This window comes from Bacteroides sp. 1001302B_160321_D4 (assembly GCF_015667765.1).
Lineage (GTDB): Bacteria > Bacteroidota > Bacteroidia > Bacteroidales > Bacteroidaceae > Bacteroides > Bacteroides xylanisolvens.
In genome coordinates, this window is record NZ_JADPLO010000006.1 from 40319 (window position 1) to 60815 (window position 20497).

Below are 20497 nucleotides of genomic sequence, written 5' to 3' on the forward strand. Positions count from 1 at the left end.
TTGGGCACGGAATACAGGTGATGGGGACTGATCTCATAGAAAACCTGTCATCCGTGCCTAACTATGTACTACATATCTTCCAATGACAAACACATTGTTTCAATAGTATAACGAGGCAATAGCTTTTTCTTCAAATGTTCAACTTTCTGTTCCAGCAACTCTGGCTTAAAGTTTTTACGTTGGCGTTTTACTTCAGCAACTACTGCTTTGTTTTTTTCAAGACCGAGTGCAACAATATCTATTTCGTTTTGGTTCCCTTTGTTTTCCCACCATGACCCGATGGCACGGAATTGATAACTTTCTGCGAATTTCTGTTTGAAGTAAAGTTCTAATATCTTTCCGCTGTAGGTTGGATAATCAGCTTTTATGATATTACGCAGCCCTACAAAGTTTTTAATTTCTATCAATGAACGGTTACGATCGAAGTAATTGAACCAAAACCTAATAAAATTATCACATATTTCATATCGGACAGTTGTTGAGCTCTCTTTAGCTAAAATGGGACGTTGGCGTATGATAATATTATAATCGTCTATCAGACGTTTCAGGTAGCCACCTGCGCTTTTTTCTCCTAGTGCTGCCTCAATTTCTGCTTGTGTATTTCTGCCTCCGGCAATTGCACTTAAAATAGAAAAGTAGGTTCCGTAATTTTTTCCAAATTCTTCTATCAACAAATTTTTTCCTTCTTCGGTAAAGGGAGAATTATCGCGAGCCATAAAATGGATCATGCTTTCCACGTGAAGCGTATGGTTGTCGCAAAAAAGTTCCACGTATTTAGGCACCCCGCCAGTAAAAGTATAAAGTGCTAAAAGATCATCATTCGAATGTGTCGGGGCATATTCATGCATGATTTCTTTTAGAACAGAGAGACTGAAGACTGACAGCTTGATTATGTTATCAGCTCTTCCGAAGAGCGGCTCTTTGTTGTCTTGGAAAATTTTTTGCATAAGAGAATAGATGGAACCACTGACAATCAAATTCATGTGTGAGGACTTCCGATATTGGTCCCAAATATTTTGCATATCGCTGAATATGGATTCATTAATAGTATAGAATTCCTGAAATTCATCAATAACCAGGTTGAAAGTCCGTTGTGTCGAAAGCTGCATTAGGTATTGGAATAAGTTTCGGAAACTTCGGATTTCTGTCGGAACAAAGATTTGTAGGGCTTGTGCGATAAGTGGGATGAATTCTTCGCACAAGGTTGCTTCATTTTTGCGCCCTATAAATAAGTAGACAGTGGGAGTCTGTTCAACGGCTTTCATAATGAGGCTTGTCTTCCCAATTCTACGGCGACCGGTAACGACTGTCATTCTTGAACTTTCCTCAAATGCCAATTGCTGAATTCGTTTTAGCTCTTTTAGTTCTTCTTCTCTATTATAAAACCTCATAGTCAGTGAATTATATTAGTAACTGTGGTTACTGTAACCACGGTTACAAAGATATTTATTCTTAGGGGAACGGCAAACTTTTTCTTTCTTTTTATAAATTCTTTACCCTTCCCAATTAAAAATTTTATGATCGTTTCTATTGATTTGTACCAATTTTATTGTCAAACTGTCAGGGTGATATTCAAGTATATGAATATCAATACTATATCACCTGACAATAGATGCTGATAATAGGCTGACAATAAAATATATCTACTTTTACTGTCAGCCTTATTTTTATCTCTTATGATCCTTTTATGACTTGATAAATAATAGCTTTAGAAGCATGTTCTGAAGTAACGTCGCATTTTAGTAACAGCCTCCCAAAGTGATATCTACCTATATAGTTCCATTAACGTGCCTATGTAGTTGCCCTAGAGTGCCAGTATAGTTCTACTAAAGTACCGCTATCTTTACTTTGTCACGGCCGTGGTGACTTCTTCCCACAGCCGTGACGAGTTCCTACCACGGCTGTGGAAAGATCTCGTCACAGCCGTGGAGAGTTAACAATACTGATGCTTTAATGGAACAATACCTACTTGTTAAGTGAAAGATACCGGCTATATAACATTCATTTAATAGGGGGATTCATTTTAAAAAGCTGCTTTCTATGTGGATGGTATGGTTACTGCAGGCGATGATGTCCTTCAGGTGCTTATAAAATGGAACAGGCTGACAATAAAAGTTCTGATTTTTTATTGTCAGCCTATTGTCATGGCTTATTGTCAGCATGTAAACCGGTGATAATCATTATACTATCGGGAAAAAACTTTGGTTGACAATAAGAATCATCAAATTTATATGTAATCTTCTTCTGTCCTGTCAAAGTTCGTCCTGTAAAGGATAAGTAGCAGTTGACAACTAAAGAAAATAGTAGCTACAGTTGGAAAGAAAAAGAAGTCTTGCTTAATATATTAAGTATGTTTTTGCTATATTTGTGCAATATAAAGAGCATATTTTATGGAAAAACGAATAATAAAGGCAATTATAGCCGAGCGTCAGCAAGAAATTAGTAAGATTCAGCTGGTTGAAAGACCGATATCATTACTTGGGATGAAGAAAGGACAATTTCAGGGAATGAGTTGGATATAGAAGTCGTGCCGGTTTGGAAATGGCTGTTGCGATATTGCTGACATTGAAAGGTGCTAAAACCGATTTTGCAACTTTGTTGCATAAATCATTTGCTACCTTTGCATCAACTAAATGATGAATGTTATGGGACATTGTAGTTGTGGCGCTCACTCATGCGCAGCAGAAAAAAAGGTTGATGCAAAGGTTTCGGTATTCCATGAATATGGGAAAGTGATATTCTCTCTCCTGCTGCTGGCAGGTGGAATAATCATGAATGCTCTTGATTTAGCATTCTTCCGTGAAGGATATGTTTCTTTGATATGGTATATCGTAGCCTATCTTCCGGTAGGAATTCCGGTGATGAAAGAAGCCTGGGAAAGCATCAGGGGAAAAGACTATTTCAGTGAGTTCACCCTAATGGTTATTGCTACTTTGGGAGCTTTCTATATTGGCGAATATCCGGAAGGCGTAGCCGTGATGCTATTTTATACAGTAGGAGAACTGTTTCAGGGTAAAGCGGTAGATAAAGCCAAACGTAATATCGGAGCCTTATTAGACGTAAGACCCGAAAAAGCACTGGTACTTAGAGAGGGTAATCTTGTTACTGAAAGTCCTAAAAAGATAAAAGTCGGTGAAATCATAGAAATAAAGGCAGGTGAGCGAGTGCCATTGGATGGAATCATGCAGAATGAAGTTGCCGCCTTTAATACAGCTGCATTAACGGGCGAAAGCGTGCCTCGTAATATTCGGAAAGGGGAGGAAGTGCTTGCCGGAATGATTGTAACCGACAAGGTAATCCGACTTGAAGTGACGAGACCTTTTGACAAGAGCGCACTCGCCCGAATATTGGAACTTGTTCAGAATGCCGCCGAACGCAAAGCCCCGGCAGAATTGTTTATTCGCAAGTTTGCCCGTGTTTACACACCGATTGTTATCATACTGGCCGTATTAATTGTATTATCTCCATTTGTCTATTCACTTATCAATCCTGCATTTGTATTCACATTTAATGATTGGTTATACAGAGCTTTGGTCTTTTTGGTGATTTCATGTCCATGCGCATTGGTGGTTAGTATTCCATTAGGCTATTTTGGTGGTATCGGAGCGGCATCCCGATTGGGTATTTTATTCAAAGGCGGTAATTATCTGGATGCTATCACCAAAATCAATACGGTGGTATTCGATAAAACAGGAACCCTGACAAAAGGAACCTTTGATGTGCAGGCTTGTAAAAGTGCAGGCGATATTTCGGAAGAAGAATTAGTGAAACTGATTGCTTCGGTAGAAAGTGATAGCACACATCCGATTGCCAAGGCTGTTGTAAACTACGCAAAAGAACAAAACATAGAACGCGTAACCGTTACCGATACGAAAGAATATGCCGGCTTCGGATTGGAAGCAACGGTAGGCGGAATACCGGTTCTGGTTGGTAATTGCCGGTTACTGTCCAAGTTTGATATATCCTTTCCGCAAGAATTGTTGAAGATAACAGATACCATTGTAGTCTGTGCTGTTGGAAACCGTTATGCCGGTTATCTGTTGTTGGCTGATGCCTTGAAAGAAGATGCAAAGGTAGCTATTGACCGCTTAAAAGCTTTAAATATTGAAAACATACAGATATTATCCGGTGATAAACAGAGTATTGTTACTAACTTTGCGGAGAAGCTCGGCATATCGAAAGCCTATGGCGACTTGCTGCCGGAAGGGAAAGTGAAACACCTGGAAGAATTGCGTCAGGATGAGGCAAACCGGATTGCATTTGTCGGCGATGGAATGAATGACGCACCGGTGCTTGCTTTGAGTCATGTCGGTATTGCTATGGGAGGATTGGGCAGTGATGCAGCCATTGAAACAGCCGATGTCGTGATACAGACAGATCAGCCGTCGAAAGTAGCCGAAGCTATCAAAGTAGGAAAGTTGACACGAAGAATCATTTGGCAGAATGTATCACTGGCATTTGGAGTGAAATTGCTTGTATTGATTTTGGGAGCCGGTGGAATCGCTACTCTTTGGGAAGCTGTCTTCGCAGACGTAGGCGTTGCGTTGCTTGCTATTATGAACGCCGTCAGAATACAGAAAATGATAAAATAGGAGAAAGATGGAAGAAGATATTTATTTGGATAAGCTGGTCAGAAGAGACATTAAGCCAACTGCAATAAGGCTCTTGGTGATAAAAGAGATGATGCAGGCAGAGCGTGCAGTGTCATTGCTTGACCTCGAAACATTGCTCGACACAGTTGATAAATCGACCATATCCCGTACCATCGCTCTCTTCTTGTCTCATCACCTCATACATAGCATAGACGATGGAAGCGGCTCGTTGAAGTATGCCGTTTGCGACAACTCTTGCAATTGTGTGGTACAGGATTTACATTCGCATTTTTATTGTGAGAAATGTCATCGTACATTCTGCCTGGAAGGTACCCATATCCCGGTGATTGATTTGCCTGAAGGATTTACTTTGCATAGCATTAATTATGTCCTTAAAGGGATTTGTCAGGAATGTTCTTCCGTGGGAATGACATTGGCAATGAAATAAAAAAGGCCGAAACCCGGAACGATAAAAAGATCGTCAGGTTTCGGCCTTCTGCTTTCGCTAATATTGTTTGATTAGTCAATATTGGGATTCAAAGCATGCCAGTCCTTGATGGCTGGGATGATTCCCATTTCAATCACTTCGTCACGAAGTTTACATAAGTGTTCGTAGCTCTTTTCTAATTCTTCCTGTTCGGCAGGAGTTCCGGCTATTTCTTTATAAGTAACGCCGTCTTTAGTAATTGAAGTTTCCATCGCCATCATGATATGGTCGAATTTGCCATTGGAAACATACGTTCCGGCAGGCCAGCGGAATGGCTGTCCGCCCATAGCAGCAGCAATCATTTCGATAGACAGATAAGCCGGGCTTTGGAAAGAAGAACGGCCGCGCAGGTCGATGATATGTTTTCCACCCTGGATGACACGTACTTTCAGTGCTTCCCATTCCGTCAACGGAAGGCGGGTAGTACCGATGAAATCGGTCAGGGGTTCTCCTTTTATTTTGGTGGTAGATGCAAATACAGCCATTTGTTCTCCATGACCGCCATACGTACGGCAATTCTGAATGTCGGAAGCGGGGATATGGAAGTATTTCACCAGTTCGTTTTGCAGGCGGGTGCTATCCAACGCAGCCAATGTAGAAACTTGTGAAGGTTTCAAACCTGAATACAACAAAGTAATCAAGCCGGTGATGTCTGCAGGATTAAAGATGACAACGATATGTTTTACGTTCGAGCAATATTGACGAACGTCTTTTCCGAATTGAGCGGCAATCTCTGCATTTCCTTTCAACAGATCTTCGCGGGTCATACCTGCCTTACGGGCTGCTCCACCGGAAGAAACAATATAAGAAGCTCCGGTCAGCGCTTCCTTGATATCGGAAGTATAGGTAAGGTTGACACCTTCAAAACCGCAATGATACAGTTCTTCAGCTACTCCTTCCAAAGCTGGTGCGAATGGATCATAGAGACAAATATTCGGAGTGAGTTTCATCATCATGGCTGTTTGTGCCATGTTGGAGCCGATCATTCCGGCAGCTCCCACAATCGTAAGTTTCTCGTTGGTTAGAAATTCCATAATTTTATATGTTTAAAAAGGTGAATAATTTACTCTTTCTTTTTGTCGCTACAAAGTTAACATATTAGAACGCAGATTGTTCATTGCAAATAGTTTTTCTCGATAACGAAAAGTTATAGCTGACTGATTGAGGGATCTATTCAAAATAGATTATCTTTGCTGCTTATATAATATAATAGATAAGAATATGAGCATCGAATTAGGAAAGTTCAACCAGCTTGAAGTCGTGAAGGAAGTCGATTTCGGCATATATCTCGATGGTGGGGAAGAAGGTGAGATTTTGTTGCCTACCCGCTATGTGCCCGAGGATTGTAAGATAGGAGATTTTTTGAATGTATTTCTTTACCTGGATATGGATGAGAGGCTGATTGCTACGACACTGACCCCGTTAGTGCAGGTCGGACAGTTTGCTTGTCTGGAAGTCTCCTGGGTAAATCAATACGGAGCTTTCCTGAACTGGGGATTGATGAAAGACCTGTTTGTGCCGTTCCGTGAGCAGAAGATGAAAATGCAGGTTGGACGGAAATACGTGGTTCATGCACATGTGGATGAAGAGAGTTACCGTATTGTGGCTTCAGCAAAAGTGGAACGTTATCTGTCGAAAGAAAAGCCGGAATATGCTCCGGGAGCAGAGGTGAATATTCTTATCTGGCAGAAGACGGATTTAGGCTTTAAGGCAATTATAGATGATATGTATAGCGGTTTGTTGTATGAAAATGAAATATTCTGTCCGTTGGAGACGGGGATGGAGATGAAAGCTTTTGTGAAACAAGTGCGTGAAGATGGTAAGGTAGATTTGATTCTTCAGAAACCCGGTTTTGAAAAGATTGACGATTTTTCGAAAACGTTGCTAGACTATATCCAAGAGCACGGGGGACGAATCAACTTGAATGATAAAAGTCCTGCGGAAGATATCTACGACACGTTTGGTGTCAGCAAGAAAACCTTTAAGAAAGGAGTGGGCGACTTGTATAAGAAACGTCTGATAACCTTGCACGAGGATGGCATTGTTTTGGCGGATTCCTAAACAGAATAGGGATTTCCCTACATACGAATAGAGAGAATCATTGGGGTGGGGAGTTTCCTCACCCTATTTTTGTGGTATCAGATTAAAGATATAAATAATAAAAACGAGATAAGTTATGCGTAAGATTATAATAAGTTTCTGCATCCTGTTCGCTGCCCTTTCCTTACAAGCGCAGTCTGTTAACGGAATCCGTATCGACGGCGGGAATACTCCGATACTTGTTTACTTGGGAGGAAACCAAATCAGTTTGCCTACTACTACCTGCTTTATAGCCAATTTGAATCCCGGACATTATACTGTTGAAGTATATGCCACCCGCTTTACCCGTCCGGGAGAGCGAGTATGGAAAGGAGAAAAATTGTATAAAGACTATGTTTATTTCGATGGTAGGGGAGTGAAAGAGATATGGGTAGACGGACGTGATAACATGCATCCGGAAAGACCCGACCGCCCCGGACAGGGGGGACATCGTCCGGGACAAGGAGAACACCGCCCGGGATATGGTTACAACAGGGTAATGAACGATCAGCTCTTTCAAACGTTTTATAATGAGATGAAGAAGGAGCCTTTTAAAGATGATCGTATAAAGTTGCTTAATGCTGCATTGGCCGGTTCTGATTTTACATCTGCCCAATGTCTCCAACTGACCAAACTTTATACATTCGACGATGACCGGATGGAAATTATGAAGATAATGTATCCCCGCATTGTAGATAAAGAAGCTTTCTTTACAGTGATTAATACCCTGACATTTACTTCCAGTAAGGACAAGATGAATGATTTTGTGATAGGGTATGGTCGGCGTTGATACTATTAACTGTACGGTTATAGAGATATGTTACGCATGTTTATTGAGGAATATTATCGGAATAATAAATGATAGGAGATTAAATGATGAAACGAATACTGTTTTTACTCTTTGCGGTCGGTCTGACTGCCAATATGACCGTAATGGCTGGAATGAGCACCAGCAAGGTACGTAAGGAGACACGTTTTCTTACCGATAAGATGGCGTATGAATTGAGTTTGAGTACACAGCAATATAATGATGCGTATGAGATTAATTACGACTTTATTTATTCTGTCCGTAATATAATGGATTACGTAGCACGTGGTTACGAATGGGCATTGGATGATTATTATGAAGCTTTGGATATCCGTAACGACGATCTTCGCTGGGTATTGAGTGATGCGCAGTATCGCCGGTTTCTCGGTGCCGAGTATTTCTATCGGCCGATTTATGTAACCGGAGGGAAATGGAGTTTCAGGGTGTACATCAATTACCCGAACCGTAGCTTGTTCTATTTTGGTGTGCCTTATCATTACCGTACTTATTGTGGAGCGCATTATCGTCCGCACTTTCACCATACAAGCTACTATCGGGGAAGATATACTAATTTCAACCATTACTCTGCACCGCACCGAGTGAGAGATCAGAGAGTATATCACTCTTATCGTCGTTCGGACTTCGGTTCTGTCCGGTTCCGTCCGAATACTTCCACTCGTCCGCATAATGCACCGACACGTCCGGGTAATTCTTCCCGTCCGGGTTCATCAACAACACGTCCCGGAACGTCTCGTCCAAGCACATCTACTCGTCCTGATACGTCTCGTCCCGGAACGACAACGCGACCTGGTACGTCTACTCGCCCTCGTCCGGAATCAGGAGATAGACCTTCAACTTCTGTCAGACCGTCTACACCGTCCGGAAATGGGAGGCCGAATAAAGAGGTTGTTCCTGATAGAAACGGGAATACAAACAGAGTAGAAGGAGATCGTAATTCCGGTCGCCGTCCGGAAACAAGTTCCGGTTCTTCAAGCTCTAATCGCAGACCGACAAGCGGAAGTTCGACAAGTAGCGGTTCCAACCGTGAAAGTGGAAAAACAAGTAGTAGTTCAAGGGAAAGTTCAAGTAGGCGAAACGATAGTAGTGGTTCCTATAATAGAAATAACAGTTCTGGTAGAAACAATAGTTCTTCCAGTCGTGGTAGCTCCGGTCGTGGCAGTTCTAGTTCCAATCGTGGCAGTTCTAGCTCCAGTCGTAGTAATTCCAGTCGCAGTAGTGAAAATACTACCAGCCGTCGCAGTAGTACTACCTCTAGCCGTAGTAGCGGTAGTTCGAGTTCTACTCGAAGCAGCGGTAGCTCTACCCGGAGCAATGTTTCCAGCGGACAAACAGAAAGACGCTCTTCTTCCGGAAGTACGAGAAGTAATAGCACTCAAAGCTCTTCCCGTTCTTCTGAAAGAAACAGCAGTTCAAGAAGATAACCTATTCCTTTATTATTTATATCAATCTCATTGCTCCTCAGCGGTAGGAGAACTAGACTCCGGTTTTTCACCGGCTAGACTATTCCGGGCGTCGCCCGTAACTTGGATCTCGGGGCGGATACTATCCGCCTCGATTTCACTTATTACTCCTTGCTGTGCAAGACGTTTTGCAATCAGTTTGTAGTAACCTTCCATATTCTCCTTTAATTGTCCGCCTTCTGCAAAAGAACTGCGGAAATGCTTGGGTTTCGGGATAATGGAAGCCAGGAAAATACTTTCTTCCGTGGTCAGTTGCGAAGGGCGTTTCTTGAAATAATAAGCAGACGCTTCCTGAATACCATAAACGAGCGGTCCCCATTCTACAATATTCAGATATACTTCGTACATACGTTCTTTGGTAGTTAGTCTTTCATTCTCTATCAGCCACACAATCAATGCTTCTTCCAGTTTACGCGCAAAGTTCTTGTTACGGTTCAGGAATACATTCTTTACCAGTTGCATGGTGATCGTACTTCCTCCGCGTGCAAAGCGTTTCACTTGCAGGTCGTAAATCAGTGCTTCCCGTAAGGCATCGGGCAGAAAACCGCGATGATAAAAGAATGCTCCATCTTCGCTTTGCATGACAGACATTCTTAGAATGGGGGAAATGCTGTCCAAGGGTGTAAAGTGTTTGCATGAAGGACCGATAGGGAAGGTTCGTACCGGCACTCCATTCTCATAAGCTGTGTAAATGAACTCGTCGGACATTTTGGAGAGTGAAGTAGCTCCGTAACTTATGATATGGAAATCTTTTTCTTTCAATTCAGATTCCAGTTTGAGACTATCCAGTTGCGCAAAATCAATGTCTAACAGAAAATGATAAGCCAGCTCGCCACTTGTCTTTATACCTTCCAGATTACTGAATAATCCTTTCGGCAGAGAACTGAACAGATCGTCTGCCGGAAACCAGGATTTGTTGACTGCTGCAGTGAAATGCCAGTTTCCCTTCTCCTTCTCGACCCGTAAATAAGGATGAAACTGGAGTTTGTTGAAGTCAACAATGGTGGTACTGTCCAATTCAAATGAGTGTCCGTTTATGTTCATCTCGTAACAGAGTTGTCCGCGATCGAGATGAATGATTTCAGGAGAGAGGGCTTTATGAAATACGTCCAGCCCGTTCACTCTTGCTTTTCCTTTGAGATAGACTTGTTTGGAAGACCCTATTTCTTTCGTCAGGCTATACGATAAAGTGTCAAAGGTTATCTTAGCACCATATCTACGTGTTATATAAGGTATGGAAACTTTTAGAGAATCAGATGAATAAAGCGTTGCTTTTAATGAGTTGTAATGTTGGTGCAGTTCACCATTGGCTATCCAATGCTGTGCTAAACTGTCTTCTTGTATGGTGATGACGGATTGAAAATGATTTTCTTTAATGATAAAAGAAGGAAGAGTGAGAGATACAAAATTATTGTTTTTTCTTTCCGTGATACAGATATTGTTTAGTTGTCCGTTTTCGGGCATAAAACCATAACATAAATTTAATATTTTGTTGATTCGTTCTGCGTAATTTGTTTGGGGGGCCGTTTGTGGCGACTTTCGAGTGAGATATTCTGGTTTCTTTCTAAAAAGAAAATCGTAGTTGGCGACGGAATCCCGCTTTGTGAATGCAAGTGTAATTCCGTCTGCGGCTACATAACGTATTTTTATTTTTCTGCTTAGTAATTTCCAGAAGTTCAGTTTGACACGAGTGGATGTGAGTGTCAGTAATGTGTCTCGTTGTTCGGGTACAACAGAGAGACCTTCGAGGATGATTTCATTCAATCCATTCATTTCCAGATTATCGTAATGAATACGTAGCCCGTGAGTTTGCTCAATATGGGAGGTACGTTTGTCGACTATGCTTCTTAAGAGAGCGTTGCGACTTAAATAAAGACTGATGAGACAGATGAGTAGACCCCCACTGGCTGACAGCAGAAGAATATGTTTCTTACTGTTCTTTTTCATCGTTTGATTTTGATAATTTATCGGATGCAAAGGTAGGCAATATTCTGTTTCGTAGTATATAAACTGTTTTTTTAATTGGTTGTTCGATTCTAAGCGTACAACTGTTCATTTTCGTACACCACTCTGTTTTGCAATCTTTCTGATTATTAGCTTGTTATATTTTTGGCACGCTCGTTGCATATCTATAGTCGCAAGCGGACAACGAAGAAAAATGAAAAAAGTTCAGAATGTTGCAACCGTTTGAGACACTTGATCCGTCTAATAAACAGAAGAACCAAAAAAACAGAATGTTGAACAAATAAAAAATATACAATTATGAAAACTACAGTATTATTCAGAATGATCGTTTTAGTTGCTATGGTATTTGCAGGTATCTCTAATGCAACAGTGAAGGCACAAAACAATAACTTCATTACTAATGAAGAAACAGTAGGTGATCTTGTAGTATCGAAGGTGATTTACAGATTAGATGGCTCTCTTTATCGCCACATGAAATATGATTTTACCTATGACGATCAAAAGAGAATGGCTACCAAAGAGGCTTTCAAATGGGATGCTTCCACTGACAAATGGCTGCCGTACTTCAAGATTGATTATACTTATTCTTCTAATGAAATCACTTTGGTATACGCACGTTGGAATGACTCACACAGAGCTTACGATGCATCTGTTGAAAAGAGCGTGTATGAATTGAACGACGCTAATATGCCGGTAGCTTATATGAACTATAAATGGAATGATAAATGGATTGAAGAATCCAGTGTGAACTGGGCTATGAACGTGGCTACTCCGGCAACGAATGAAGCAACTCTGCTGACTGCCAGCAGATAAAAATAAATTAGGAGTTGTGAAACTCCTTCTCTCTCTCTTAATTTAACTGCATTAAAAACGGTGGATTGCCCTATGAGGAAATCCACCGTTCTGTTTATCTGATAAACAGCTTATATTGATTTGTATTACTTTCCGGTGCGGTGCCTATTTAACGAGTGGCAAATATTCTCCATAACCTTCCTCTTTCATTTTCTCTTTCGGGATAAAACGAAGGGAGGCGCTATTGATGCAATAACGTAATCCGCCTTTCTCTTTCGGACCATCTGTGAATACATGTCCCAGATGCGCATCCCCAGTTTTACTGCGCACTTCCGTACGTATCATGCCATGCGAAGTATCTTTCTTCTCTGCGATGATATCTTTTTGAATCGGCTGGGAAAAGCTAGGCCACCCGCAACCCGAATCGAACTTGTCGGTAGAAACAAACAAAGGCTCTCCGGTGGTAATATCAACATAAATGCCTGGGCGGTGCTCATTCCAGTATTCATTGTGGAAGGCCGGTTCGGTGGCATTCTTCTGGGTTACTGCATATTGTTCCGCCGACAGTTCCTTGCGGAGGGTTGAGTCATCCGGTTTTTGATACACTTTAGTTTTCGGTGCATTGGCTTTGCGTGCCATTTCAAATAAAGCAGGATTGATGTGGCAGTATCCTCCAGAATTTTTATCCAGATAGTCCTGATGGTAAGTCTCTGCGGGATAGAAATTAGTCAATGGCTTTACTTCTATAGCGATAGGAGTCTTATATTGTGCAGACAATAGTTTAATAGCCTGGTTAATGACAGGAAGATCTTCTTTATTTATATAATAAATTCCGGTTCTATACTGTGTTCCCCGGTCATTACCCTGACGGTTGAGGCTGGTAGGGTCAATTGTCTTGAAATACAGATCAAGCAGCAAATTTAAATCTACCGTTTTAGGATCATAAACCACCTTTACTGTTTCCGCAGCATTGGTTTTTCCTGAACAGACCTGTTCATAACTCGGGTTGGCAACATTACTGTTGGCATATCCTACTTGAGTACTTTCTACTCCTCGAATTTGTTTCAGGAAATGTTCTGTTCCCCAGAAGCATCCTCCTGCAAAATAAATTTCTGCTTGATTTTTCATTGGTTTAGCAACTCCTAAAAATGTATTACTAATCACTACGATCACTATGATGATAAAATACTTCATATCCGTTAGTTCTTTCTATAATAACGAATGAACCAACGGATATGTTTTAAGGAACTACTATACTAAACTCAAATATATTTCTTTTTATTCAATGATCTGTCCTTTGTAGAAATCCAGAATTTTAGTCCTGAACAGATAGTCGTATTTAGCTTGCAACTTATCCGAGAGAGCTTTCGTCAGATTAAGTTTGGCTTCATTATATTCTACAAAGGTAGCTTTGCCGTTATTAAATTTCTCACTCATCAAGCGGAAAGACTCCTCGTTAGCTTTCACTGCCACTTCACTGGAGTTGTACTTGCTTTCAGCAGCTAGAGCATTATACCAAGCCTGCTGAATCTCTTTGTAGAGTACTTTCTTTGCGTTATCCAATCTCAAAGATAAGTCTATTTGTTGTAAACGAGCGGTGCGTACTCGGTTTCGTGTAGAAAAACGATTAAAGATCGGAACGCTCAAATTGAATCCTACATACTTATTCAAGTTGTTCTTTATCTGACTGCCGAAGCTGTTTTCTGATCTTCCGCTCACCGTATAATAATTGCTACCCAAACCGGCACTGAAAGAGATTTGTGGATAGAATGCACTTTGAGCAATACGAATGCTATTAAGACTACCTTGTAAACGGTATTCTGCAGCCTTAATACTTGGTTTGTAAGCAAGAGCCTGTGTATATATATCATCCGGTGGAGTGAGAGATTCGAACTCTAGTTCTTCCTTAGGACTTTCGAGCACGAATCCTTCAGGCGTAGGTAATTCCAAAAGTTGGGTGAGGTCTAATAATGATAACTTGTACGTATTGTCTGATTGTACAGCAGTCATTTCGTCCTGTGCGACACGGGCTTGTGCTTCGGCCACTTCAGAAGGAGATGCTTTACCTACTCCGTGGAGCCCTTGGATGCGCTTTAGCTGGTCTTTGCTTAAATCTACCTGATTATGAGCAACCTTACTTAATTCTTGGTTGAATAAAACCTGCAAATAAGCGGAAGTGACATTGATTGCAATGTCTTCTTTGGCTTTATTCAAATCTTCTATAGCGGCTTTTAAATCCAACTTGGCAAGTGAATATTGGTTGGATAACTGCAAACCGGTAAATATAGGTACATTGGTTCCCAAGCTGAAACTGGTATTGGCACTGTTAATGTCACTATACGAGTTGTCTATCGGAGAAGCAGTACGTCCCCAACTCCAGTTTTGGCTGGCGCTACCGCTCAAATTCGGAAGACGTGTCCATTTGCTAGTGTTTACACTCACTTTATTAGCTTCAACACTGTTGGCCGATTGACGAATCTCTATATTATGCTCGATAGCATAGTCGATACATTGTCGCAATGTCCATGCTTGCGGAGAGTTGTTCTGCGCTTGGATAGAAGTGATTCCGATTCCGGCAAGCAGAAGGGCTGATATGGTTTTACGAATTATTTTCATTGAATTCAATTATTTGTCTTTTTTCTCTGCACCCCGTATTTTATCCTGTGCAGTTATTCCTTTCTTGATTTCTATCTTGATTCCATCACTCATTCCGGCAGTCACCTGCGTACGCTGGAACTTTTGTTCAGGCACTGAATCTGTCATGATGTACACAAATGTAGAGTCGCCATTAAACTCAATAGTGCTTTCGGGCACTGCCAATACTTGATTGGCCCTTTGCAACACGATTTCCGCATTAGCCGAATATCCGGAACGAATCTGAACGGAATCCGGAATGGTAATTGCAGCCTTAATTTCAAATTGGTTGGCACCATTGGTTTCTACCCCTTTCGGAGAGATATATTCCAGAATGGCGTTGAAAGTCAGATTCTGCAAAGCCCCGATTGTCAGTTTGATCGGCATCTGTTCATGGATACGTCCCACTTCCGTTTCATCAATATTACCACGGAAAATCATGTCGTTCATATTGGCTACCGTAGCAATCGTGGTTCCATCATTGAACGTGTTACTCATAATCACAGAGTTACCGGCTTTTACAGGTACATCCAAAATCAATCCGTCAATGGTAGAACGAATCATCGTACTACTGAACGATGCACTGTTTTTAGTAATCCCTTCTTTTACGATTTCCAGATTATCTTTAGCCGTCTGTCTCTCTTCACGAGTTTGCTTCAAGGCTACTTCACTTTTCTCATATTCTTCCCGGCTAATCAGCTGATCTTCGTACAACTTCTTTACACGGGCAAAATCCGTTTCTGCCTGTGTTGCATTAATCTCTGCCAGGCGCACACGACTTTCCGCAGAATTCAGTTGACCGAGTTCAGGGATTACTTTTACTTTGGCGATAACTTCCCCTTTCTTCACAGCTTGTCCGGCTTCTTTGTACACTTCGTCGATAATACCCGAAATCTGCGGTTTGATTAAAATTTCGTCTCTCGGTTCCACCTTTCCGGTAGCTACTGTAGTCTTTTGGAGATCAGTGACTTCCGGTTTTACAATTTCGTAAGTGATTACTTTGGGTTTAGACTTCTGATAAAGGAATACGAATGTTCCGACAAGAATGATAGCAATGACTACCAATAATGTGATTTTCAGATACTTTTTCATGACTTTATTTATATTTCTATTGTTTACGATTAATAATTGAAATCCCTCGCACCTCTTTATTCGTCGCGAATAGCTTCAATTGGTTTGATAGCCATAGCCCGGTAAGCAGGTGCGAGACCTGCCAACATTCCCAGTGCGATCAGAAGAGCACAAGTGCCGATTGCCAGTCCGAAGGTAACCTGAAAACGGACGTCTCCTCCATCGGCGTTTGCTCCCATCTCTACCAGTTGCAACACCATGACGGCAAAAGAGATTCCACACATTCCTGCAATGGTAGTAAGCACCATACTTTCCGATAGAATCTGTTGCAGAATATCTTTGGGGCGTGCGCCGATTGCCCGGCGGATACCAATTTCGGTGGTACGTTCTTTCACGGTTACCATCATAATATTAGATACGCCGATGGCACCTGCCAACAGAGTCCCCAATCCTACCATCCAAACCAGTATGTTGATGCCGGTAAACAGATTGTCTACCATCGAGAACATTGCTTCCGCATTCAGGTACATAAGTGCCTGTTTGTCGTTAGGCGCGATATAATGCGCAGCTTTAATAATCTGTTCCATTTCCGGTTGTACGTCGGACACTTTGATTCCATGTTTCACGGTGAAGCAGATGACGTCGATCCGTCCCCCTAAGTTATACGTTTGCTGCATCGTGGTGAAAGGCAGGGTGACAGCTTCCGAAGCCCGTCCCTGTATGTTCATATCCCCTTCGGAGGAAGACATGCCGATCACCTGATAATAAATTCCGTCCACACGTATGTAGTTTCCACAAGGGTCTTCTCCCGGTTTGAACAGGCTTTCATAGATACGTTTTCCGATAACGCACACTTTACGTGCTTCCTGTATATCCACTTCGTTGATAAACCTGCCGTAGGCCATTTCTTGTGATTCGATGTGGAGATAGTCCGGATATAATCCTTTCACGCTGCAATCGTATTTCTTATCTTCGTATACAGCTTTGGAACCCCAACGGGCAATGGAAGGAGTAATGACCTCCACATCTTTGACTTTCGAACGAAGACGCTCGATGTCGATAGCTTCCAGATTCCACCACCTGCCTTTGCGGAAACCTTTGTAAGCTTCGCCCGTTTTCTGTGCGGCAAGGAAGCCGGAGTTGGTTGCGAATCCTTCAAAGTTCTTTTTCATCATGCCTTCCAGTCCTTGTCCGCCGCCGATCAGGGCGACGAGCATAAAGATTCCCCAGAAAACACCGAATGCAGTCAGCAGGCTTCTCGTTTTATTTCTTGTAATGGTAATGAGGATTTCCTCACAGGTATCCATGTCTATTCTCATAGTCTTAATCTGCTCTAAGTGCTTCGATTGGTCGGATGCTGACTGCTTTTCGGGCAGGGAATAATCCGGCTAACGTACCAGCTATTATTAATGTGAGTGTAGCCTGTATGGCGATTCTTATATCTACTGTCGGATTCAGGAAAACAGTTTCCGTCCACATTCCGGTATCCATTGTCTGATTGCCAAAGGCGTTATTCATCCATTCGGTCACTCCGATGCCCGCCACCATTCCTATATATCCGAATATCGTGGTAATGGTGACACTCTCTACGATAATCAGCCAGAGAATAGAAAGCGGCTTGGCACCCAGAGCTTTGCGGATACCGAATTCACGGGTACGTTCTTTTACGGTAATCAGCATGATGTTGGACACTCCTACAATCCCGCTTAACAGTGTGAAGATACCGATCACCCAGATGGCGATGCGTAGCATGTTCGAGCCTTGCTGCTGTTGCAAGTAGTTGGTAAACCGGTTCCAAATCCAGATAGCACTATGGTCTGTCGGGTCAAAGCGATGATTAGCCCCCAGCACCTTGCGGTAATGAGCTTCAAATGCTTCATTCGCTTCTATCGTTTCCAGGTTTTTGGTAGTCATGACAAGGTTATTCAACTTGTCTCCTTTGTTGTAAATCGTTTGCAGGGTGGTGAAGGGGATGTAAGCATCGCTGTCTCCGCTGTCTCCTTTATCATTATACAGCCCTACTACCTGATAAACCACATTACCGGCATTGACAAACTGCCCGATAGGCTCGGTATGCGTTTTATCGAAAAGAATCTCTGCTGTCTTTTTATGGAGCACAATTACTTTCCGGCGCTCTTTAATATCAATTTCATTGATGAAACGTCCTTTGAAGAGTTTCACCACTTCTACTTCCGTATGGTTGGGATATACGCCGGAAAGATTCAAACTGACGTATTCTTGTCCGAAACTTAAGTTAATACCTCCTTGCCACACAGTTGCCCCCGCTTTAATGACATGGTCCGGAAAATAATGGTCGGTAGCGTCCACGTCTTTATTATCCAATTGCACTCGTCTTCCTTCTTTCAGTCCATCGTATGATTTGCTGGTCCATCCCGGAAAAATCTTGATGGAGTTCATGGCACGTTCGGAAGCCGATTGCTCGAATGCATGGATCAATCCGTTGCCTGCGCCTAACAGGACGATCAGCATAAAGATACCCCATGCCACAGCAAATCCTGTGAGAAAAGTCCTTAGCTTGTTACGCTTGATGGTACTGTATATTTCTTGCCAAATATCAATCATTTTTTTAAGTATTAGGTGATAAGTAAGTATTAAGTATTAGGTATTAAGTATTAGGCTGCGCTGCGACCGCATGGAATTAATACTTATTACTTAATACTTATTTCATGAAACCGTCTTTGCCGAACGGAGAGGCATCGTGGTCGATATTATCTTCAATGCGTTCGATGACTCCGTCTTTGATGTGTATAATCTTGTCTGTTTGGTTGGCAACTCCGCTTTCGTGGGTGACAACTACAATCGTCATTCCCAGTTTATGAAGATCTTTCAGAATTTGCATCACTTCCACGGAAGTTTTACTGTCCAAAGCTCCCGTAGGCTCATCTGCCAGAATGATTTGCGGTTGGGTGATTAAAGCCCGTGCGATTGCCACACGTTGTTTCTGACCGCCACTCATTTCGTTGGGCATGTGATGTGCCCAGTCTTTTAAACCCAGACGGTCGAGATATTCCAAGGCAAGTGCATTTCGCTTCTTGCGGCTTATCCCTTGATAAAATAAAGGAAGTGCTACATTCTCTACGGCATCTTTAAAGGAAATCAGATTGAATGACTGGAAGATAAATCCGATCATGCGGTTCCGGTATTCGGCAGCTTTGGTTTCGCTTAAGTTCTTGATGAGTACGTTATTCAGATAATACTCTCCGGTGTCGTAGTTGTCGAGAATTCCCAATATATTGAGTAAAGTTGATTTCCCAGACCCGGATGCTCCCATGATGGAAACAAATTCTCCCTGTTCGATATTGAGATTGATACCTTTAAGTACATGGAGAGGCGCTCCGTTGTTGTAGGTCTTGTTGACGTTTGTTAGTTGTATCACAATTTTCTTTATTTAGATTCTGTTTTCTAATAATTTTCTACTATTAGACGGCTGCAAGATACGAAAAGTTGCAAAGAGGTTGAACTTTTTTTGAAAAACATTTTGTAGACTCAATCTTCTTTACGTAATTTGTGTGCAGTAAACTTAATGATTAACTAACCCTTTTAAATAAAAGTATCATGAATTCAAACATGGAAAAGCCCTACGTAGTAGGTATTGACATAGGCGGAACGAATACCGTCTTTGGAATTGTAGACGCACGCGGAACTATTATTGCCAGCAGTTCAATCAAAACATCTGGTTATCCTACAGTAGAAGAATACGCTGATGAAGTGTGTAAAAGCCTGCTTCCATTGATTATTGCTAATGGTGGCGTTGATAAAATCAGAGGCATCGGTATCGGTGCTCCGAATGGTAACTATTACACGGGAACGATTGAATTTGCTCCGAACTTGCCTTGGAAAGGAATTCTTCCGTTGGCTGCCATGTTTGAAGAAAGACTGGGTATCCCCACTGCTTTGACAAACGATGCAAATGCTGCTGCTATCGGTGAAATGACTTATGGCGCTGCCCGTGGTATGAAAGACTTTATCATGATTACATTGGGTACCGGTGTGGGTAGTGGTATTGTTATCAACGGCCAGATGGTATATGGACATGACGGTTTTGCAGGCGAATTAGGACACGTGATCGCTCGTCGCGATGGTCGTCTTTGCGGTTGTGGACGTAAGGGATGTCTGGAAACTTACTGTTCGGCTACCGGTGTAGCTCGCACAGCTCGCGAATTCCTTGCCGCTCGTACGGATGCCAGCTTGCTTCGTAACATTCCTGCAGAAAACATTACTTCAAAAGATGTATATGATGCAGCTGTACAAGGAGATAAACTGGCACAGGAAATCTTTAGCTTTACAGGTAACATTCTGGGTGAAGCTTTGGCGGATGCTATTGCATTCTCCAGTCCTGAAGCCATTGTATTGTTCGGTGGCTTGGCTAAGTCCGGTGACTATATCATGAAACCGATTCAGAAGGCCATTGATGATAATATCCTGAATATCTATAAAGGTAAGACGAAATTGCTCGTTTCCGAATTGAAGGATTCTGATGCTGCTGTACTGGGTGCCAGTGCATTGGCTTGGGAACTGAAAGATTTGAAAGAATAATATATCATTATTATAATAAAGGTAATGAAGC

17 protein-coding genes are annotated in these 20497 nt (G+C 42.0%); 8 read left to right on the forward strand and 9 right to left on the reverse strand.

Annotation, left to right across the window (positions count from 1 at the left end; translation table 11 throughout):
* Positions 1-68: 68 nt before the first annotated feature.
* Positions 69-1391, reverse strand: a complete 1323-nt coding sequence (locus tag KFO40_RS03845) for an ATP-binding protein (RefSeq protein ID WP_211146083.1) — start codon at positions 1389-1391, stop codon at positions 69-71.
* Between the two features lie 999 nt (positions 1392-2390).
* On the opposite strand from KFO40_RS03845, the gene KFO40_RS25810 reads away from it, so the two are divergent.
* From KFO40_RS25810 to KFO40_RS03855, 3 genes are all read left to right on the forward strand, one after another.
* Positions 2391-2522 (forward strand): hypothetical protein, encoded by a 132-nt coding sequence (locus KFO40_RS25810; protein ID WP_008026195.1) that lies wholly within the window; start codon positions 2391-2393, stop codon positions 2520-2522.
* A 123-nt stretch (positions 2523-2645) separates the two neighbouring features.
* On the forward strand, positions 2646-4592 hold the full coding sequence (locus KFO40_RS03850; RefSeq protein WP_008026196.1) for a heavy metal translocating P-type ATPase: 1947 nt from the start codon (positions 2646-2648) through the stop codon (positions 4590-4592).
* 7 nt (positions 4593-4599) lie between these two features.
* The gene (locus tag KFO40_RS03855; RefSeq protein ID WP_004314986.1) at positions 4600-5040 is read left to right on the forward strand and encodes a Fur family transcriptional regulator; all 441 of its coding nucleotides are present in this window, start codon (positions 4600-4602) and stop codon (positions 5038-5040) included.
* Between the two features lie 71 nt (positions 5041-5111).
* On the opposite strand, the gene KFO40_RS03860 is transcribed toward KFO40_RS03855, so the two are convergent.
* Complete coding sequence (locus KFO40_RS03860) at positions 5112-6113, reverse strand: malate dehydrogenase (protein ID WP_117684704.1); 1002 nt, start codon at positions 6111-6113, stop codon at positions 5112-5114.
* Positions 6114-6300: 187 nt separating this feature from the next.
* Here KFO40_RS03860 and KFO40_RS03865 point away from each other — a divergent pair, with 187 nt between their 5' ends.
* The 3 genes from KFO40_RS03865 to KFO40_RS03875 all read left to right on the forward strand — a co-directional run bounded on the left by KFO40_RS03865 (position 6301) and on the right by KFO40_RS03875 (position 9408).
* Positions 6301-7140 carry a S1 RNA-binding domain-containing protein gene (locus tag KFO40_RS03865; RefSeq protein WP_211146084.1) on the forward strand — a complete coding sequence of 280 codons (840 nt, stop codon included), beginning with the start codon at positions 6301-6303 and terminating at the stop codon, positions 7138-7140.
* A gap of 115 nt (positions 7141-7255) precedes the next feature.
* Positions 7256-7948 carry a DUF4476 domain-containing protein gene (locus tag KFO40_RS03870; RefSeq protein ID WP_004314989.1) on the forward strand — a complete coding sequence of 231 codons (693 nt, stop codon included), beginning with the start codon at positions 7256-7258 and terminating at the stop codon, positions 7946-7948.
* An 86-nt stretch (positions 7949-8034) separates the two neighbouring features.
* Positions 8035-9408, forward strand: coding sequence for a hypothetical protein (locus KFO40_RS03875; RefSeq protein ID WP_211146109.1), 1374 nt, complete (start codon positions 8035-8037; stop codon positions 9406-9408).
* Positions 9409-9435: 27 nt separating this feature from the next.
* Here KFO40_RS03875 and KFO40_RS03880 read toward each other — a convergent pair whose 3' ends face one another.
* The gene (locus KFO40_RS03880; RefSeq protein ID WP_087323297.1) at positions 9436-11394 is read right to left on the reverse strand and encodes a biosynthetic peptidoglycan transglycosylase; all 1959 of its coding nucleotides are present in this window, start codon (positions 11392-11394) and stop codon (positions 9436-9438) included.
* A gap of 315 nt (positions 11395-11709) precedes the next feature.
* Between KFO40_RS03880 and KFO40_RS03885 the strand changes: the two genes are divergently transcribed.
* The gene (locus KFO40_RS03885) at positions 11710-12225 is read left to right on the forward strand and encodes a DUF3836 domain-containing protein (protein WP_008026222.1); all 516 of its coding nucleotides are present in this window, start codon (positions 11710-11712) and stop codon (positions 12223-12225) included.
* 144 nt (positions 12226-12369) lie between these two features.
* Here the strand turns inward: KFO40_RS03885 and msrB are convergent, their stop codons facing one another.
* From msrB to KFO40_RS03915, 6 genes are all read right to left on the reverse strand, one after another.
* Positions 12370-13398, reverse strand: a complete 1029-nt coding sequence (gene msrB / locus KFO40_RS03890) for a peptide-methionine (R)-S-oxide reductase MsrB (RefSeq protein WP_211146085.1) — start codon at positions 13396-13398, stop codon at positions 12370-12372.
* Positions 13399-13482: 84 nt separating this feature from the next.
* Positions 13483-14820: a TolC family protein gene (locus tag KFO40_RS03895; protein WP_211146086.1), complete on the reverse strand. Its 1338-nt coding sequence runs from the start codon at positions 14818-14820 to the stop codon at positions 13483-13485.
* A 9-nt stretch (positions 14821-14829) separates the two neighbouring features.
* Positions 14830-15930 carry an efflux RND transporter periplasmic adaptor subunit gene (locus KFO40_RS03900; protein WP_055235819.1) on the reverse strand — a complete coding sequence of 367 codons (1101 nt, stop codon included), beginning with the start codon at positions 15928-15930 and terminating at the stop codon, positions 14830-14832.
* Positions 15931-15986: 56 nt separating this feature from the next.
* A complete protein-coding gene (locus tag KFO40_RS03905) occupies positions 15987-17228 on the reverse strand; it encodes an ABC transporter permease (protein ID WP_211146087.1) in 1242 nt (413 codons plus the stop codon).
* Between the two features lie 4 nt (positions 17229-17232).
* The gene (locus KFO40_RS03910; protein WP_008026227.1) at positions 17233-18492 is read right to left on the reverse strand and encodes an ABC transporter permease; all 1260 of its coding nucleotides are present in this window, start codon (positions 18490-18492) and stop codon (positions 17233-17235) included.
* 97 nt (positions 18493-18589) lie between these two features.
* Positions 18590-19306, reverse strand: coding sequence for an ABC transporter ATP-binding protein (locus KFO40_RS03915; RefSeq protein WP_008026229.1), 717 nt, complete (start codon positions 19304-19306; stop codon positions 18590-18592).
* A gap of 179 nt (positions 19307-19485) precedes the next feature.
* Between KFO40_RS03915 and KFO40_RS03920 the strand changes: the two genes are divergently transcribed.
* Positions 19486-20466 (forward strand): ROK family protein, encoded by a 981-nt coding sequence (locus KFO40_RS03920; RefSeq protein ID WP_049701173.1) that lies wholly within the window; start codon positions 19486-19488, stop codon positions 20464-20466.
* Positions 20467-20497 lie beyond the last annotated feature (31 nt).

Excerpts from the sequence above, each read along its gene's own strand:
- KFO40_RS03845 (WP_211146083.1), bottom strand. The coding sequence starts at position 1,391 with ATGAGGTTTTATAATAGAGAAGAAGAACTAAAAGAGCTAAAACGAATT.
- KFO40_RS25810 (WP_008026195.1), top strand. The coding sequence starts at position 2,391 with ATGGAAAAACGAATAATAAAGGCAATTATAGCCGAGCGTCAGCAAGAA.
- KFO40_RS03850 (WP_008026196.1), top strand. The coding sequence starts at position 2,646 with ATGGGACATTGTAGTTGTGGCGCTCACTCATGCGCAGCAGAAAAAAAG.
- KFO40_RS03855 (WP_004314986.1), top strand. The coding sequence starts at position 4,600 with ATGGAAGAAGATATTTATTTGGATAAGCTGGTCAGAAGAGACATTAAG.
- KFO40_RS03860 (WP_117684704.1), bottom strand. The coding sequence starts at position 6,113 with ATGGAATTTCTAACCAACGAGAAACTTACGATTGTGGGAGCTGCCGGA.
- KFO40_RS03865 (WP_211146084.1), top strand. The coding sequence starts at position 6,301 with ATGAGCATCGAATTAGGAAAGTTCAACCAGCTTGAAGTCGTGAAGGAA.
- KFO40_RS03870 (WP_004314989.1), top strand. The coding sequence starts at position 7,256 with ATGCGTAAGATTATAATAAGTTTCTGCATCCTGTTCGCTGCCCTTTCC.
- KFO40_RS03875 (WP_211146109.1), top strand. The coding sequence starts at position 8,035 with ATGAAACGAATACTGTTTTTACTCTTTGCGGTCGGTCTGACTGCCAAT.
- KFO40_RS03880 (WP_087323297.1), bottom strand. The coding sequence starts at position 11,394 with ATGAAAAAGAACAGTAAGAAACATATTCTTCTGCTGTCAGCCAGTGGG.
- KFO40_RS03885 (WP_008026222.1), top strand. The coding sequence starts at position 11,710 with ATGAAAACTACAGTATTATTCAGAATGATCGTTTTAGTTGCTATGGTA.
- msrB (WP_211146085.1), bottom strand. The coding sequence starts at position 13,398 with ATGAAGTATTTTATCATCATAGTGATCGTAGTGATTAGTAATACATTT.
- KFO40_RS03895 (WP_211146086.1), bottom strand. The coding sequence starts at position 14,820 with ATGAAAATAATTCGTAAAACCATATCAGCCCTTCTGCTTGCCGGAATC.
- KFO40_RS03900 (WP_055235819.1), bottom strand. The coding sequence starts at position 15,930 with ATGAAAAAGTATCTGAAAATCACATTATTGGTAGTCATTGCTATCATT.
- KFO40_RS03905 (WP_211146087.1), bottom strand. The coding sequence starts at position 17,228 with ATGAGAATAGACATGGATACCTGTGAGGAAATCCTCATTACCATTACA.
- KFO40_RS03910 (WP_008026227.1), bottom strand. The coding sequence starts at position 18,492 with ATGATTGATATTTGGCAAGAAATATACAGTACCATCAAGCGTAACAAG.
- KFO40_RS03920 (WP_049701173.1), top strand. The coding sequence starts at position 19,486 with ATGAATTCAAACATGGAAAAGCCCTACGTAGTAGGTATTGACATAGGC.